Annotated in this window: 11 protein-coding genes; 6 read left to right on the top strand and 5 right to left on the bottom strand. The window is 67.7% G+C overall.

Annotation, left to right across the window (positions count from 1 at the left end; translation table 11 throughout):
* Positions 1-36 precede the first annotated feature (36 nt).
* The 4 genes from IPJ87_12470 to IPJ87_12455 all read left to right on the top strand — a co-directional run bounded on the left by IPJ87_12470 (position 37) and on the right by IPJ87_12455 (position 5,481).
* Positions 37-972 carry a type IX secretion system membrane protein PorP/SprF gene (locus IPJ87_12470; GenBank protein MBK7942667.1) on the top strand — a complete coding sequence of 312 codons (936 nt, stop codon included), beginning with the start codon at positions 37-39 and terminating at the stop codon, positions 970-972.
* A 24-nt stretch (positions 973-996) separates the two neighbouring features.
* Entirely contained in the window at positions 997-3,171 is a 2,175-nt protein-coding gene (locus tag IPJ87_12465) for a carboxypeptidase regulatory-like domain-containing protein (GenBank protein ID MBK7942666.1), read from the top strand.
* A 247-nt stretch (positions 3,172-3,418) separates the two neighbouring features.
* Positions 3,419-4,525 (top strand): DGQHR domain-containing protein, encoded by a 1,107-nt coding sequence (locus IPJ87_12460; GenBank protein ID MBK7942665.1) that lies wholly within the window; start codon positions 3,419-3,421, stop codon positions 4,523-4,525.
* A 173-nt stretch (positions 4,526-4,698) separates the two neighbouring features.
* Positions 4,699-5,481, top strand: coding sequence for a T9SS type A sorting domain-containing protein (locus IPJ87_12455; GenBank protein ID MBK7942664.1), 783 nt, complete (start codon positions 4,699-4,701; stop codon positions 5,479-5,481).
* A 51-nt stretch (positions 5,482-5,532) separates the two neighbouring features.
* Here the strand turns inward: IPJ87_12455 and IPJ87_12450 are convergent, their stop codons facing one another.
* Positions 5,533-6,111 (bottom strand): hypothetical protein, encoded by a 579-nt coding sequence (locus tag IPJ87_12450; protein ID MBK7942663.1) that lies wholly within the window; start codon positions 6,109-6,111, stop codon positions 5,533-5,535.
* A gap of 1,152 nt (positions 6,112-7,263) precedes the next feature.
* On the opposite strand from IPJ87_12450, the gene IPJ87_12445 reads away from it, so the two are divergent.
* Positions 7,264-8,649, top strand: a complete 1,386-nt coding sequence (locus IPJ87_12445) for a hypothetical protein (GenBank protein ID MBK7942662.1) — start codon at positions 7,264-7,266, stop codon at positions 8,647-8,649.
* Positions 8,650-9,330: 681 nt separating this feature from the next.
* On the opposite strand, the gene IPJ87_12440 is transcribed toward IPJ87_12445, so the two are convergent.
* Positions 9,331-10,608, bottom strand: a complete 1,278-nt coding sequence (locus tag IPJ87_12440; protein ID MBK7942661.1) for a tyrosine--tRNA ligase — start codon at positions 10,606-10,608, stop codon at positions 9,331-9,333.
* 51 nt (positions 10,609-10,659) lie between these two features.
* Between IPJ87_12440 and IPJ87_12435 the strand changes: the two genes are divergently transcribed.
* Entirely contained in the window at positions 10,660-11,667 is a 1,008-nt protein-coding gene (locus IPJ87_12435) for an NAD-dependent epimerase/dehydratase family protein (GenBank protein ID MBK7942660.1), read from the top strand.
* Here IPJ87_12435 and IPJ87_12430 read toward each other — a convergent pair.
* The 3 genes from IPJ87_12430 to IPJ87_12420 are packed head-to-tail and all read right to left on the bottom strand — an operon-like array spanning position 11,645 to position 15,273.
* Positions 11,645-12,100, bottom strand: a complete 456-nt coding sequence (locus IPJ87_12430) for a DUF4296 domain-containing protein (GenBank protein ID MBK7942659.1) — start codon at positions 12,098-12,100, stop codon at positions 11,645-11,647. The two genes, IPJ87_12435 and IPJ87_12430, sit on opposite strands and share 23 nt — an antisense overlap.
* On the bottom strand, positions 12,097-12,810 hold the full coding sequence (locus IPJ87_12425; protein ID MBK7942658.1) for a polyprenol monophosphomannose synthase: 714 nt from the start codon (positions 12,808-12,810) through the stop codon (positions 12,097-12,099). Before IPJ87_12425 ends, IPJ87_12430 begins: the two co-directional genes overlap by 4 nt.
* A gap of 33 nt (positions 12,811-12,843) precedes the next feature.
* Positions 12,844-15,273, bottom strand: coding sequence for a gliding motility-associated C-terminal domain-containing protein (locus IPJ87_12420; protein ID MBK7942657.1), 2,430 nt, complete (start codon positions 15,271-15,273; stop codon positions 12,844-12,846).
* Between the last annotated feature and the right edge of the window lie 2,226 nt (positions 15,274-17,499).

Genomic DNA, 17,499 nt, shown 5'->3' with positions numbered 1-17,499 from the left:
AACACCGCGCCCTCCGGCGTTCAACCCATGGCGACCATGGCCTCCCGTTGGAAAGCCCTGCTCCTGGCCCTTGTGCTCGCGGCCCCCGTGGCCGCCCAGCAGGACCCGCAGTTCACACAGTACATGTTCAACCTGCTGGCGATCAACCCGGCCTACGCCGGCGCCGCCGAGCGGGTGAGCATCAAGGCCCTGACGCGCCACCAGTGGGTGGGCTTCGAGGGCGCGCCCAGCACGCAGACCCTGACGGTGCATGCCCCGCTGGCGCGGGAGACCGTGGGCATCGGCGGCACCATCATGCGCGACGAGCACGGGCCGGTGAGCCAGTACGGCTTCATGATCGACCTGGCCTACCGCATCCACTTCGCCAACGAGCGCAAGCTGGCCTTCGGCCTCAAGGGCGGCATGACGCTGGTGCAGGGCCGCTTCGGTGAGCTCAATCCCCTGCAGAGCGGCGACCAGGTCTTCCAGCAGAACGTGAACACCAAGCTGGACCCGCAGTTCGGTTTCGGCATGATGTATTACGGCGAGCGCTTCTTCCTGGGGGTGAGCACGCCCAAGCTCCTGCGCACCGAGTTCTTCAAGGACGCACCGGTGGACACCACGGGCACGGCGTGGCAGCAGGGCCAGCGCCCGCACTACTTCCTCACCGGCGGCTACGTGTTCAACATGGGCATGTACCACAAGTTCAAACCCACCTTCCTGGTGAAGGCCGTGCAGGGCGCGCCCATCAGCTTCGACGTGAGCGCCAACTTCCTGTTCTTCGAGAAGTTCTGGCTGGGCGCCATGTACCGCCACGAGGACGCCGTGGGCGCCCTGGCCCAGTACTACTTCACCGACGGCATCTACGCCGGTTACGCCTACGACTATCCGGTGAGCCCGCTGCGCAACTACAGCGGCGGAAGCCACGAGGTGATGCTCGGCTTCGACTTCGGCAAACGCATGAAGGGCATCCGCTCACCGCGCTACTTCTGAGCCATGACGCAGTACCAACGACCGATGAACCGCCCCACCGCACGCACCCTCGGCCTGCTGCTGCTGGCCGCGCTGCCCCTGGCCGCCGGCGCCCAGAAGCTCAAGGAGCGCATGGCCACCCGCTACGCCGATGACTTCGACTATCCGGCGATGGCCAAGGTGTACCAGGACCTGTCCGACAAGGGCAAGGCGGACGCCACCGACCTGCGCCGCCTGGCCATGGCCTACAAGCGCATGGGCCGCATGGACCTGGCGGAGGCCACCTACGCCAAGCTCACCAGCGGCACACCCAGCGCCCAGGACCTCTTCGACCACGCCGAGGTGCTGCGCGGCAACGGCAAGTACACCGAGGCCAACCAGCTCTATGCGCGCTACCTGGAGCAGAACCCGGGCGATGCCCGCGCGGAGGCCTACGTGAAGCACCCCGACCTTTTCGACCGCCTGAACCGCGACAGCAGCAGCGCCAGCATCCGCACGGTGCCCATCAACAGCCCGCAGGCCGACCTGGGCCTCACCGTGCTGGAGGAGCTCCTGCTCTTCAGCAGCGCCCGTGGCGAAGGCACAGGCGGCAAGGCCACCTACAAGTGGGACGACCAGCCCTTCCTCAACCTCTACAGCGCCCTGCTGAAGGGACAGACCGCCGAGGAGCCCATGGTGATGCGCAAGGACGTGAACAGCCGCTTCCACGATGGCACGGCCAGCTTCGACTCCCTCGCCGACCGCCTCTACTTCACGCGCAACAACTTCTTCTACGGCACCAAGGACCTGGCCGATGACGGCGAGCTCAAGCTGGGCATCTTCTTCACCGATATCTCCACCGGCGAGTTCGGCAACCAGGAGTGGGGCAACCTGATCCCCTTCGACCACAACAACGCGCAGTACAACGTGGGCCATCCCTGCGTGAGCCACGACGGGCGCCGCATGTACTTCGTGAGCGACATGCCCGGCGGCCAGGGCGGCACGGACATCTGGTTCTGCGACAACCTGGGCAACAACTGGGGTGCGCCGCAGAACATGGGCCCCAAGGTGAACACCGCCGGCAACGAGATGTACCCCTTCATCGGGCGCGACAGCACCTTCTTCTTCGCCAGCAACGGCCACCCGGGACTGGGCGGGCTGGACCTCTTCCGCACCAGGCTGCTGCCCACCGGGCCCGGCACGGTGTTCAACCTGAAGGCGCCGATGAACTCGCGCTTCAACGACTTCGGGCTGCTGCTGCTGGCCGACGACAGCACGGGCTTCTTCGTGAGCGACCGGCCCGGCGGCGTGGGCAGCGACGACATCTACGGCTGCACCGTGCGTCCGCCCATGATGTACCTGGCCGGCATCGTGATCGACAAGGCCACCCGCCAGCCCATCGAGGGCGCCACCATCCTGCTGAAGGACGAGAAGAACGAGCACGTGAAGCGCTACCAGCTGGAGACCGAGCCCGGCGGCAAGTTCAAGATCGACGCCGAGTACCGCAGCAAGTACGTGATCGTGGCCACCAAGAACGGCTACTTCCAGCAGGAGGTGAGCGTGATGACCGACAGCGACCCGCTGGAGGACATCGTGGTGGAGATGACCAAGTACGACTACGCCGCCGAGGGCGTGGTGATGCATGGCGAGACCGAGGCCCCGCTGAGCGGCGCCAAGGTGATGCTCTACGACGGCAACGACCAACTGCTGGAGGAGCGCACCACCGACGCCACGGGCAAGTACGCCTTCGCCCTGAAGCCCGAGAGCGACTACCGCATCCGCGTGGAAAAGGAGGGCTTCTTCAAGCAGAGCGCCCGCATCAGCACCAAGGGCAAGCCCAGCGCCATCATCCACACGGACTTCCGCCTGTTCCCGCTGGAGGTGAACCAGGTGGTGCGCCTGGACAACATCTACTACGACTACAACAAGTGGAACATCCGCCCCGACGCGGCGCTCGAGCTGGACAAGCTGGTGCAGACGCTGAACGACAACCCCACGGTGAAGATCGAGCTGAGCAGCCACACGGACTGCCGCGGCAAGGACGCCTACAACCTCAACCTGTCGCAGAAGCGTGCCAAGAGCGCCGTGGACCACCTGATCAGCAAAGGCATCGCCAAGGACCGGGTGACGAGCAAGGGCTACGGGGAATCAATGCCGAGCGAGAAGTGCGTGTGCGAGAAGTGCAGCGAGGACGAGCACCAGCGCAACCGCCGCACCGAGTTCAAGGTGTTATCGAAGTAGGGTAGGGGGGTTAGTTGGACGAGCGGCGGGCTCCTGCGATGCGGGGGCCCGTCCTCATTTACGCTGGCGTCCACCTCACGGGCCACCGGCCTCCAGCCACCAGCCTCCCGCCTCCCGCCTCTAGCCACAGGCCGCCAGCCCCCAGCTGCCAGCCGCCGCATCCATCCCATGGTGTGCCGTGGCTGGGGCTGGTCGACCGTCGGCGACCCACTTGGTGGCACGGCCGGGGCCGATCTACCTTCGGGGTATGATCGCCACCCGCATCCCCCAGAAGGACGCCCGGTTCTACTTCGTGAGCTACCCGGCCGAGGACCTCTTGCGGCGTGTGCGCTTCATCAGCCGGTATTACGCCGAGGGGGAGGCGGCCATCGCGGCCGATCCCGGAACCAAGGACGATGAGGTGGCCGGCTTCATCGGGCGCATCGAACGCAGCGACGCCGCCTTCCAACGCGCCATGAGCAAGGCCAAGGTGAAGGCCATCCGCAACTTCTACGAGACCGCCGTCACCCAGCCGCCCATCCCCGGCACCGTGCTGCTGTTCACCAGCGAAACGCTCGACTTCAGCCCGCTCGGGGTGTACCAGCATGTGGGCGACCTGAAGGAGCCGCGCGAGAAGTACCTGATCATCGACGGGCAGCACCGCCTGGCCGCGCTGGAGTTCTTCTTCCGCAGCCACCCCGAGGAGGCCCGCAGCATCCACGTGCCCTGCGTGGTGTTCGATGGGCAGAGCGAGGACTTCGCCGCGGAGATGTTCGTGATCATCAACAGCACGCCCACGCGCATCAACAAGAGCCACCTGATCGACCTGTACGAGAAGGTGAGCTGGGAGAAGCCCGACAAGCGTCTGGCCGCGAAGGTGATCGAGCGCCTCTACGCCGATCCGGACAGCCCGCTGCGCTACCGCATCAACCGCCTGGGCAACCGCAGCAAACAGGAGAAGTGGATCATGCAGGCCGAGCTCTTCAACGAGGTGCACCGCTGGATCGTGCGCAGCACCAAGCGCGGGGAGACGGTGGACGCCAGCGCCCGCACCGTGGAGAAACGCTACCGCACCGTGCAGGAGTTCCTGCGCGCGGCCCGCAGCGCCTGGGGCGATGCCTGGGGCCACCCCAAGTACCACGTGACCAAGCCCGTGACGCTGAAGGCCATGCTGCGTGTATGCGCCGACCTGGCCCTGGCGGACGACCACGTCGACGAGAACCGCGAACGCCGCTGGGCCCAGCGACTGGCCCCGTGGGGCGACGTGGCGCGCGAGTTCCGCGATGAGGGCTTCTACGAGCGCTTCGCCGCCAAGGGACAGGTGGAACGCGTGGCCAAGGTGCACCGCTACCTGGCCCAGCGCGTGGGGCTCTGAGCGCGTTCCATCACTGCCCTCCGGGCTGCGCGAGATCCCTCTCGCTCGCTACCAAGATCAATGCGGAGATGCGCTCCAGGGACGAACCGGGCCCGGCAGCCGCCCAAGAATGCCCGTCCCTTTGCGGTGGCCCCGGTGGGACCCGGGCCTAGCTTCGGGCCAAACCCATTCCCATGCGTAAAGGACTACTCGCCCTCACCGCCGTCGCCGGCCTCCAGGCCTCGGCCCAGTTCGGCACCGCGCCGGACTTCACCGTCACCGACCTGAACAGCGTACAGCACAACCTCTATACCTGGCTCAACGCCGGCAAGGTGGTGATCGTGGACGCCTCGGCCACCTGGTGCGGTCCCTGCTGGTCGCTGCACCAGAGCCATGCGCTGCGCGACCTCTACAACAACTACGGCCCTCCGGGCAGCGACCAGTTGCGCATCCTCTTCTATGAGGCCGATGCCAGCACCACCCTGGCCGACCTGCAGGGCAACACCGGTTCCACTCAGGGGGACTGGCTCACCGGCACGCCCTATCCCGTGGTGAACGAGGCGCCCCTGACGCTGCAGGGCAGCGTGTGGTGGCCGCAGGGTTTCCCCACGGTGAGCCTGATCCGCCCCAGCGACAAGGAGATCGTGGAGGACATGTGGAACTTCAACTACAACCAGATGGTGAACGCCATCAACCAGATCATCACGCTGAATGCAGTGTCCGTGCCCGAGACGGCCGATGCCGATGGCGTGCGCCTGTTCCCCATCCCGGTGGCCGACGTGCTCAACGTGGACCTGGGCTCGGTGCAGGCCGATGAGCTGGTGGTGCTGGACGCCACCGGCCGTGTGGCCACGCGCCATGGTGTGAACGGCGAGACCCTGACCCAACTGGACGTGCAGGCCCTGGAGGCCGGGCACTACCTGGTGAGCATCCGCCAGAACGGCCAGGAGGTGGGCAGCCGCCGATTCGTGAAGTGAACCACCGATCGATGACCGGTGAAGGGCGCCCTGCGGGGCGCCCTTCGTCGTTCAGGTGCGGCGGAAGAGCAGGTTGAAGAGCGTGCGGTCCACCAGCACCTCGTGGAGCACACCGTCGCGGTAGGTGTAGTGGTTGGTGCCCTTGTCCGGCATGGTGAGGAGGTAGCGCCCGTCGCCCACCGCGCGCAGGGGGCAGTCCCGCAGCTCGCTTTCCACGAAGATGCTGTCCTGGCCCACAGGCTCCTCGTAGTACATGCGGGCGATGGTCCACGGGTTGTCCGCGCGGCCCACGAAGACCTTGTTGGGGTGCACGTAGCACAGGGGCCGCCCACCGACGGTGTACATGGAACTGCTGTCGCGCAGCTCATCATCCACGTGGTAGGTGCTGTGGCAGCGGGTGACGCGGTCGCCCTCGTACACGGTGGAGAGGTCGCTGCGCACGTCGTGGGTCCACAACACCACGATGGAGGAGCGCGAGATCATCCTGTACTCCGCCCGGCCACCGGCCTCGGTGCGGCTGACCTCGATGCGGCCGACGGGCTTGCCGCCCTTGAGGATCTGGAAGGTGCCGTCCTGTGCCAGGGCCGGTGGCGCCAGCAGCAGCAAGGAAGCAAGGCAGGCGTGGCGCACGGGTGGAGCAAGATAGGGAGCGGCGGGAGGAAGCTGAAAGAGGAAAGCTGAACGAGGAGACAACCTGACGGCAGCAGCCACTAGCCTCCAGCTTCCGGCCACACGCCACCAGCCGCTAGCCTCCAGCTTCCGGCCACAGGCCTCCGGCTTCCGGCTGCGGGGCGGCTTCACGAAGACCTCGGCGCGCGAAGGGAGATCGCTTCAGGCGGAAGACCGCCTTCGCGAAGACGGTGGGGAAAATGATCGGACCATGGACCAAATACATCCGCACCGTCGTCGCGAGCAGCCCGAAGGGATGCGTGGCGATCTCCCCGAAGCGGACGGGAGCCAGCCGTGATCAAGCCCCCTCCTGAGCAGCGAACGCTCGCTGCGGGTGCATAAGGAGGGGCGCGGGGAGGTTTCGATCCGCAGAAGATCCGGGCGTACCCGAGTTGTCACCTCCCCCAACTTTGTCCGCCATAGCACAGCGACGGCGGACCCTCCTTGCCCGGCGCGTGGAGCGATCCACGCGCAGGAGGGGAGTTCAACCCGATCAAGCCCCCTCCTGGGCAGCGAACGCTCGCTGCTCCGCACAAGGAGGGGCACGGGGAGGTTTCGATCTGACTGGGATCCAGGTGTGACTGAGCCGCTACCTCCCCCGGCCCCTCCTTGCCCGGCGCGTGGAGCGATCCACGCGCAGGAGGGGCGTTCAACCCGATCAAGCCCCCTCCTGAGCAGCGAACACTCGCTGCTCCGCACAAGGAGGGGTACGGGGAGGTTTCGATCTGAATGGGATCCAGGTGTGACTGAGCGGCCACCTCCCCCAGCCCCTCCTTGCCCGGCGCGTGGAGCGATCCACGCGCAGGAGGGGCGTTCATCCGGCAAGGATCTCCCTGATGCGGATGCGATCACCTTCCCCATCGACCCGTACCTTGGCTACCGGCGTGTACACTGCCGTGCTGGAGGCCGATGGCATCCGGATCGGTGTGGCCAAGTTTGAACTGGTGCGATGAAGCGATTCTGGATCGTGATGATCGTTCTGGTGCCTGCGTTGCTGGAGACGACAACGAGCAAGGGCAGGCATTCATGCGGCGCTACGATGTCTTGGGGCAAAACCGTGCACAGGGCGCAGTGGGGATCGAGCCACTAGCCGATAGTACCTGGCTTGTGGTGTTGAGCGGAAAGCTGCAAGTAGGAAGCCTGATCTACAGTTCTGTCGTCACGGCCCTGCGGATCAACGCAGACGGGGAGCCCTTGGATACCGCGGTGGCCTTTCTGGACGGGTACTCCACCTACCCTGGGTGGGTGAATACAGGATGTCCGCGCCATGGAGGTGGTGTTGTTGTGGGCGGAGGGGACAAGGACACGGCGAACATCGACCGCGCTGTGTTGTATTTCTTCAGACCAACCGGGGTGTTTGACAGTTTGTTGGCCTATGGAAGCGTGGGAGATGAGCGCATCGGTCGCCAAGCGAAGGCCACCCTCGACGGAGGCTACGTGATCGTGGGCGAGACCAGCAGCAGCGGGACGAGCTTGGACGGCTTTCTGCTGAAGGTGGACAGCCTGGGGAGCCAGGAGTGGGTGCAGACCTACGGGCTGGCGAACCGGACGGAGTATCTGACAACGGTGGACCTGGCGCCAGCGAACGGCTATTACCTGGGTGGCCAGCTGAACGCCGGCGGTGGCAACTACGACCAATGGCTGCTGCGGGTGGATAGCTCGGGACAGGAAGTGTGGCAGGAGACGTATGGGACCGTATACAATGACTTCCCCAATGCCCATGTGACCAGCCTGGCGGATGGCACCGTTGTTTTTGCGACCAGCTTCACCTTGAATGTGGCCGAGGATCAGGTATTGGCCCTGGTGAAGGTCGACCCGGATGGGACGACGCTCTGGAACAAGACCTACGACGGGGCCCAATTCGACAACGCGCTATTTGCCGTGAAGGAGGTGAACCCCGGTGGCGACCTGATCGCGGTGGGGCAGAGCTCGTTGCCCAGCCTGTTCAACGGCGTGCTGTTGCGGACCACGGCGCAGGGCGACAGCCTCTGGTTGCGGTACTACCAGTACGCGGATAGTGTATGGACCCAAGGTTTCGGGACCTTGCGCGATGTGGTGCCCACCGCCGATGGAGGTTTCATCGCAGTAGGAACCGCCTATCCGGCCAGCAACAATCCGAACGACCCGCCGATCTACGGACAGGACACGTGGGTGGTGAAGGTGGACAGCATGGGCTGCCTGGAGCCGGGCTGCCACCTGATCACGGGCCTGACGAGCCAGGTGACGAACCTGCGCGGGGCGCTGCGCGTGTGGCCAAACCCTGTGCAGGCGCAGGGGCAGGGGCAGGTGCAGGTGGCGTGGGACCTGCCGGAGGCGGTGACCGGTTCGGCGCAGCTGACGCTGGTGAGCGCGGCGGGACAGGTGATGGGCAGCTGGCCGGTGGCGCTGGCGGAGCAGGGACATACCCTGGACCTGGGCGGCACTTCCCCGGGCCTGTACCACGTGCACCTGGTGGTGGAGGGGCGGTGGGTGAGCGGGGCGAAGGTGGTGGTGGAGTGAGGGAGGAAGGAGGAAGAAGTGTAGCGACCTGACGGGAGCATTGGACGTGGCCTCCAGCTTCCGGCCACAAGCCACCAGCCACTAGCCTCCAGCTTCCGGCCACAGGCCTCCGGCCACCAGCCACTAGCCTCCAGCTTCCGGCCACAGACCTCCGGCTTCCGGCTGCGGGGCGGCTTCACAAGGACCACGGCGGGCCAAGGGAGATCGCTTCCGCTCCTCGCGGAGCGTCGCGATGACGGGTCGGAAAATGACAGGTTCTTTGATGGACCCCTCCGTACCGTCATCGCGAGCAGCCCGAAGGGATGCGTGGCGATCTCCCCGAAGCGGACGGGATCCCGGCATGACTGAGCCGCCACCTCCCCCAGCCCCTCCTTGCCCGGCGCGTGGAGCGATCCACGCGCAGGAGGGGAGTTCAACCCGATCAAGCCCCCTCCTGAGCAGCGAACGCTCGCTGCTCCGCACAAGGAGGGGCACGGGGAGGTTCCGATCCGCAGGGATCCGGCGTGCCGAGCGGCCACCTCCCCCAACTTTGTCCGCCATAGCACAGCGACGGCGGACCCTCCTTGCCCGGCGCGTGGAGCGATCCACGCGCAGGAGGGGAGTTGCGTCGTGTGGGCTAGGCCGGCGTGGCGATCTCCCCCCAAGCGGACGGGAACACGCGCAGGTGGGGCGTTCACCCGGTCAGCCGACCGCCTTCACCAGGAAGTAGTTCTTCTTGCCGCGCTGGAGCAGGAGGTAACGCCCGCCGAGCAGGTCCTGCGCATTGACGGTGCGGTCCTCCGCGGCCTTCACCTTGTTGACCGCGATGGAGCCTTCGCGCAGCGCCCGCCGGGCCTCGCCCTTGCTGGACAAGAAGCCGGTGCGATCGCTGAGCAGGTCGGCGATGGGCAGACCATCATTGAGCAAGGCGCGCGGCACCTCGGCCTGCGGAACCCCCTCGAACACGTCCGTCCATTGCTGGTCGGTGAGGGTCGCCAGCGCTTCGGGGCCGGCCTGGCCGAAGATGAGGGCCGTGGCCTGCACCGCACTGTCCAGTTCCTGCTGCCCGTGCAAGCGCCGCGTGAGGTCCTCCGCCAGGGCCTTCTGCAGCTGGCGCAGGTGCGGGGCCTTGGCATGCTCCGCCACGCGGGCTTCCACCTCGGCCTGGGTCCAGGTGGTGAAGATGCGCACGTAGCGCTCCGCATCGGCGTCGCTGGTGTTGAGCCAGAACTGGTAGAAGCGGTAGGGGCTGGTGCGCCGCGCGTCGAGCCACACGTTGCCGCCCTCGCTCTTGCCGAACTTGCTGCCGTCCGCCTTGGTGATGAGCACGTTGGTGATGGCGTGGGCCTCGCCGCCGCCCATCCGCCGGATGAGCTCCGTGCCGGTGGTGATGTTGCCCCACTGGTCGCTGCCGCCCATCTGCAGGCGCACGCCCAGCGCGCGGTGCAGGTGCACGAAGTCGTAGCCCTGCACCAGCTGGTAGCTGAACTCCGTGAAGCTGATGCCCGTCTCCAGGCGGTTCTTCACGGAGTCCTTCGCCATCATGTAGTTGACGGTGATGTGCTTGCCCACGTCGCGGATGAAGGCCAGGAAGCCGATGTCCTTGAACCAGTCGTAGTTGTTGACCAGCTGCGCGCCGCCGCGATCGAAGTCGATGAAGCGGGCGAGCTGCGCGCGGATGCAGGCGGTGTTGTGGCGCAGGGTGTCCTCGTCGAGCAGCTGGCGCTCGGCCTTCTTGCCGCTGGGGTCGCCCACCATGCCCGTGGCGCCGCCGACGAGGGCGACGGGGATGTGGCCGCAGCGTTGGAAGTGCACGAGCATCATGATGGGCACCAGGTTGCCCACATGCAGGCTGTCGGCGGTGGGGTCGAAGCCGATATAGCCGGTGACGGGGCCGGCGGCGAGCAGCTCCCCGACGCCGGGCGTGGCCTCGTGCAGCAGGCCGCGCCAGCGCAGTTCGTGCAGGAAGTCGATGGCCATGGCGGAAGGCGCCAAAGATAGCCGGGCCCCGGTGGCGGCTAACTTGCGCCCATGCGGCTGGTGACGGGGGCGACGGGCATCGTGGGCAGCCACGTGCTGGTGGCCCTGTGCCGCGAGGGCCACACGGTGCGGGCGCTGGTGCGCGCCGGCAGCGACCGCCGCTTCGTGGAGCGACTGCTGGGGCGCGAGCCCGATGGCGCGGCCCTGCTGGCGCGGGTGACCTGGTGCGAAGGCGACATGCTGGACCCCGTGGCGCTGGCCGAGGCGATGGCCGGCGTGCGGCAGGTGGTGCATTGCGCGGCGCTGGTGAGCTTCGACCCCCGCGACGCCGAGGCCCTGCTGGACGTGAACGTGACGGGCACCGCCCACGTGGTGAACGCCGCGCTGGAGGCCGGGGTGGAGCGGCTGTGCCACGTGAGCAGCATCGCTGCGCTGGGCACCTCGCCCGATGGCGCACCCGTGACGGAGGACACGCCGTGGGCCGAGGACGAACAACGCTCGGTGTACGCGGTGAGCAAGTACGCCGCGGAACTGGAGGTGCACCGCGGGGTGGCCGAAGGGCTCGACGCCGTGCTGGTGAACCCGAGCCTCATCATCGGTCCCGGCCTGGCAGGCCGCAGCAGCCGCACCATGGCCGACCGCCTGCGGAAGGGCACCCGGTGGTATCCGCCGGGAAGCACCAGCGTGGTGGATGTGCGCGACGTGGCCGAGGCCTGCGTGCGCCTGTTGCACGGGCCGGGCGAGGGCGAGCGCTACCTGATCGCCGGCGAGGCCATCACCTACCAGCGGCTGTTCGGACTGTTCTGTGCGGCCTTCGGCCGGCCGGCGCCCTCCCGCCCCATCCGCCCGTGGATGCTGGAGCTGGCCTGGCGGGCGGAACGCCTGCGCACCCTGCTGTTCGGCGGAAGGCCCCTGGTGACGCGTGACACGGCGCGGACCTCCCTGCGCCAGCGGCGCTTCGATGATGGCAAGCTGCGGCGCCACCTGGGCCTGTCGCTGCGCAGCGCCGAGGAGGCCGTGGGCTACACAGCGTCGCTCATGGATGCGCCGCGGGACTAAGGCTGTCCGGCCGCGCGTTCATCGCCTCATCCTTGCGCTTGCTGAGCTCGGCGATGACGTCGCCGTAGATGTCCTTCAGCACGGCCGGGTCCTGCGCATAGTGGTCGAAGCTGCGGCCGAACTGCTCTTGCGTGATGCCCTGGTGCGTGAACAGCTCGGCGTAGTAGCCGTCCACCCGTTCGTTGCTGCGGTGCTCCACGGTGCCTTCGCGGTTGACCCGCGCTTCGATGAGCTGGGCCTCGGCCAGCACCTGCACGAAGCGGTCGCGCGGGAGGATGTCGGCCGGAGGTCCGCCGGAAGTGCAGGCGGTGAGGGAGAGGAGCAGGAGCAGGAGCGGGGGCAGGAGCAGGCGCAGGCGCAGGAGCGGGGATCCGCTGCAGAGGAGGGCGGGCCTCGTGCTCGACGACGACCCGCTGCGGTCGCAGATGCTCATGGGATGCGGCGGCGCATCTGCAGCACGCCGAAGAAGGCCTCGTTGAAGATGCCCATGCTCATCTTGCTCTTGCCCTTGCGCCGGTCGCGGAAGGTGATGGGTACCTCGGCGATGCGGAAGCCCAGTCGCTTCACGCGGTATTTCATCTCGATCTGGAAGGCATAGCCCACGAAGCGGATATCGTCCAGTGGCAGTGCCTCCAGCACGCGCCGGGTGTAACACACGAAGCCCGCCGTGGTGTCGCGCACCCCCAGCCAAAGCACGACGCGCACGTACAGGGAGGCCATGCTGCTCATCAGCACTCGGTCCCAGCTCCAATCATGCACGCGGCCGCCCTTCACGTAGCGCGAACCGACGCTCATGTCGGCCCCGCCTTCAGCGCATGCGGCATGGAGCCGGGGCAGGTCCTTCGGGTCGTGGCTGAAGTCGGCGTCCATCTCGAACACGTACGCATAGCCGTGCTGCAACGCCCACTTGAAGCCCGCGATGTAGGCCGTGCCGAGGCCGAGTTTGCCCGATCGTTCCAGCAGGTGGATGCGTGCGGGGTCCGTGCCGCGATGCTCCTTCACCAGGGCGGCCGTTCCGTCCGGGCTGTTGTCATCCACCACCAGGACATGGAACGACGGCGATAAGGCGAGCACGGCGTCCAGGATCTCCCGGATGTTCTCACGCTCGTCGTACGTGGGGATGATGACCAGCCGTTCGGGCACCGTGCAGGTTGAGGGCCAAAGATAGCCGGGGAGCTATCGGACGAGGGTCACGTGGCCCGTGCGGGCGACGCGGGCGGTGGTGGTGCTGCCCTTGGCCTCCAGTTGCCAGATGTAGACCCCCTGCTGCACCTCCTCGCCATTGGCGTACCGGCCGTCCCATGCGGCTTCGGGGTCGTTGGTACTGAAGAGCACCTGGCCCCAGCGGTCGGTGATGCGGAACACATACTGGTCCGGGTCCACACCGACCGTCACCGGCCTGAAGCCGTCGTTGATGCCGTCGCCATCCGGGGTGAAGGCGTTCGGCACGTTCACCACCAGTTCGGGCGACACGGTGATCGGCTGGCAAAGAGTGTCCGCACAGGTGGGCGCTGCATAGGCGATCAGGCAGACCTCGTACTGGCCTTCCAGGGCATCGGGGAAGTCGAACACCGGGTCGGCGGCGGTGGAGCCGCCCAGCCCGCCGAAGTCCCAGCTGTACGCCGTGGCCCCGATGCTGGTGTTGTTGAAGTAGACCTTCGGGTCCAGCGTGCTCACCACGGGCGGCAGCATGGTGAAGGCCGCCACGGGTCGCTCGAAGACCGCCACCGCGTCCTGCACCACCACCGTGGCGCTGCACCCGTTGCCGGCATCGATGGTGAGGGTGATGTCGTAGGTGCCGGGCTGGTCATAGAGCGCGCCTACGACCACCGTGCTGTCCGAAGTGGTGCCGTTGCCGAGGTCCCACAGGAACGAACCCGGGCCCTGGTGATCGGTGCTCAGATCGACCAGCGCAGGAGCGCATCCGTCGCTCATCGCCACGAAGACCTGTGGGTCGGGCACAGGGATGATGGTGATCTGGACCTCGGCGGTGGCATCCGGGCAGGGCGCCGTGCCGCTCACGGTGTAGGTGTAGGTGCCGCTCGCGGCCGTGCCCGGGTCGATCAGGGCGCCGATCGCCTGTCCATTGGGCGCGTTCCACGTGCCGCCCGTGTCCGCATCCGGGCCCAGCAAGGCGGCGAGGTCGATGGGGGCGGCATTCGCGCAGGCGCTCAAGGCACTGTTGGTACCGGCGTCCGGCGCCGGTTGCACCGAGAGGGTCAGTGCGGCCGTGTCGTTCGTGCAGGGGGTTATGGCCGCCACGACGTATTGGTATGTACCGCTGGCGGCCGCAGCCGGGTCGATCGCCGCGCCGGTGGTCGTTCCGCCCGGACCGGTCCAAGTGCCACCGCCATCAGGCGATCCGCCCAGCAGGCCGGTCAGTGACTGCGGGCCATCCGAAGAACACAAGGTCACGGCCGCATCCTGCCCGGCGTCCGGTGCCTCGGTGACGCCCACCAGCACGGTGGCGCTCGCATCCGGGCAAGGAGGCAGACCGCTGACCAGATAGGTGTAGGTGCCTGGTGTGCCGGTCGCGGGATCGAAGAGCGCCGTGGTGCTCGCTCCGTTCGGGTCCGTCCAGCTACCGCCCGGCTGCGCGGCGCCGCCCAATTGAGCGAAGAGGTCGGTCACCACACCGTTCGAGCATAGGCTCAGCGAACCTGCCGTGCCGGCGAACGCTGCGGCCTGCACCGCGACGGTGACGGAGGCCAGGTCATTCGGACATTGCCCGTTGCCGCTCACCGTGTAGGTGTACGTGCCCGCCGGATCGTTGGTGGGGTCGAAGCTGGAGGTGGTCGCCACGCCGTTCGGATCGGTCCAGGTGCCTCCTGCATCCGGTGTCCCGCCCAAGGAGAGGAAGAGGTCTGTGATCGCCCCGGAGGAACAAAGGGTCAGGTTGTTGTCCACACCCGCATCTGGACCGGCCAGCACGGTGACCTGTACCGTGGAGGTCGCTGCGGGGCATACCGTGCCGGTGACCGAATACGTGTAGGCGCCGGCCGGGTCGCTGCCCGGATCGAACAGTCCACCGAAGGCCGCTCCGTTCGGGTCGGTCCAGCTGCCGCCGGCATCGGGCGTGCCGCCGAGCTGCGCGAAGAGGCCCACTGCCGCGCCCGCGTCACACACGGTGATCGCGCCGTCCACACCGGCATCGGGCGTGCTGGTGACGGTGACCGTGACGGTGCTCTGATCGCCGAGGCAGGGCGCGAGGGCCGCCAGCGTGTAGGTGTACACACCGGCCGCATCGGTGCTCGGATCGAAGGATCCGCTGTGGGCGTTGCCCAGGGGATCGGTCCAGCTGCCGCCGGCATCGGGCGTGCCGCCGAGCTGCGCGAAGAGGCCGACGGCAGCGCCCGCGTCACACACGGTGATCGCACCATCGGTGCCCGCATCCGGCGTGGAGGTCACCGTGACCGTGACGGTGCTCTGATCACCGAGGCAGGGTGCCAGTGCGGCGAGGGTGTAGGTGTACACACCGGCTGCATCGGTGCCCGGATCGAAGGATCCGCTGTGGGCGTTGCCCAGGGGATCGGTCCAGCTGCCGCCGGCATCGGGCGTGCCGCCGAGCTGCGCGAAGAGGCCCACTGCCGCGCCCGCGTCACACACGGTGATCGCGCCGTCCACACCGGCATCGGGCGTGCTGGTGACGGTGACCGTGACGGTGCTCTGATCACCGAGGCAGGGTGCCAGTGCGGCGAGGGTGTAGGTGTACACACCGGCCGCATCGGTGCTCGGATCGAAGGAACCGCTGTGGGCATTGCCGAGGGATCGGTCCAGCTGCCACCGGCATCGGGCGTGCCGCCGAGCTGTGCGAAGAGGCCGACGGCAGCGCCCGCGTCACACACGGTGATCGCACCATCGGTGCCCGCATCCGGCGTGGAGGTCACCGTGACCGTGACGGTGCTCTGATCACCGAGGCAAGGCGCCAGTGCGGCGAGGGTGTAGGTGTAGACACCGGCCGCATCGGTGCTCGGATCGAAGGAACCGCTGTGGGCATTGCCCAGGGGATCGGTCCAGCTGCCGCCGGCATCGGGCGTGCCGCCGAGCTGCGCGAAGAGGCCCACTGCCGCGCCCGCGTCACACACGGTGATCGCGCCGTCCACACCGGCATCGGGCGTGCTGGTGACGGTGACCGTGACGGTGCTCTGATCACCGAGGCAGGGCGCGAGGGCCGCCAGCGTGTAGGTGTAGACACCGGCCGCATCGGTGCTCGGATCGAACGATCCGCTGTGGGCGTTGCCCAGGGGATCGGTCCAGCTGCCGCCGGCATCGGGCGTGCCGCCGAGCTGCGCGAAGAGGCCCACTGCCGCGCCTTGGTCGCAGACGGTGATCGCGCCATCCACACCGGCATCCGGGGTCGAGGTCAGCGTGACGGTGACGGTGCTCTGGTCGCCGAGGCAAGGTGCCAGTCCGGCGAGGGTGTAGGTGTACACACCGGCCGCGTCGGTCCCCGGATCGAAGCTGCCGCTGTGCGCGTTGCCCAGCGGATCGGTCCAGCTGCCGCCGGCATCGGGCGTGCCGCCGAGCTGCGCGAAGAGGCCCACTGCCGCGCCCGCGTCACACACGGTGATCGCACCATCGGTGCCCGCATCCGGCGTGGAGGTCACCATGACCGTGACGGTGCTCTGATCACCGAGGCAGGGTGCCAGTGCGGCGAGGGTGTAGGTGTAGACACCGGCCGCATCGGTGCTCGGATCGAAGGATCCGCTGTGGGCGTTGCCGAGCGGATCGGTCCAGCTGCCGCCGGCATCGGGCGTGCCGCCGAGCTGCGCGAAGAGCCCGACCGCAGCGCCTTGGTCGCAGACGGTGATCGCACCATCGGTGCCCGCATCGGGCGTGCTGGTGACGGTGACCGTGACGGTGCTCTGATCGCCGAGGCAGGGCGCGAGGGCCGCCAGCGTGTAGGTGTAGACACCGGCCGGATCAGCAGCCGGGTCGAAGCTGCCGCTGTGGGCATTGCCCAGGGGATCGGTCCAGCTGCCGCCGGCATCGGGTGCACCGCCGAGCTGCGCGAAGAGGCCCACTGCCGCGCCCGCGTCACACACGGTGATCGAGCCGTCCACACCGGCATCGGGCGTGGAGGTCAGCGTGACGGTGACGGTGCTCTGATCGCCGAGGCAGGGCGCGAGAGCGGCGAGGGTGTAGGTGTACACACCGGCCGCGTCGGTCCCCGGATCGAAGGATCCGCTGTGGGCATTGCCCAGGGGATCGGTCCAGCTGCCGCCGGCATCGGGCGTGCCGCCGAGCTGCGCGAAGAGGCCCACTGCCGCGCCCGCGTCACACACGGTGATCGCACCATCGGTACCCGCATCGGGCGTGGAGGTCACCGTGACCGTGACGGTGCTCTGATCACCGAGGCAGGGTGCCAGTGCGGCGAGGGTGTAGGTGTACACACCGGCCGCATCGGTGCTCGGATCGAAGGATCCGCTGTGCGCGTTGCCCAGGGGATCGGTCCAGCTGCCGCCGGCATCGGGTGCACCGCCGAGCTGCGCGAAGAGGCCCACTGCCGCGCCCGCGTCACACACGGTGATCGCACCATCGGTGCCCGCATCGGGCGTGCTGGTGACGGTGACCGTGACGGTGCTCTGATCACCGAGGCAGGGCGCGAGAGCGGCGAGGGTGTAGGTGTAGACACCGGCCGCATCGGTGCTCGGATCGAAGGATCCGCTGTGCGCGTTGCCCAGCGGATTGGTCCAGCTGCCGCCGGCATCGGGTGCACCGCCGAGCTGCGCGAAGAGGCCCACTGCCGCGCCCGCGTCACACACGGTGATCGCACCATCGGTGCCCGCATCCGGCGTGGAGGTCACCATGACCGTGACGGTGCTCTGATCA

It is taken from the genome of Flavobacteriales bacterium (assembly GCA_016713875.1).
GTDB lineage: Bacteria > Bacteroidota > Bacteroidia > Flavobacteriales_F > PHOS-HE28 > PHOS-HE28.
This window is presented reverse-complemented; position numbering and strand designations above follow the sequence as displayed.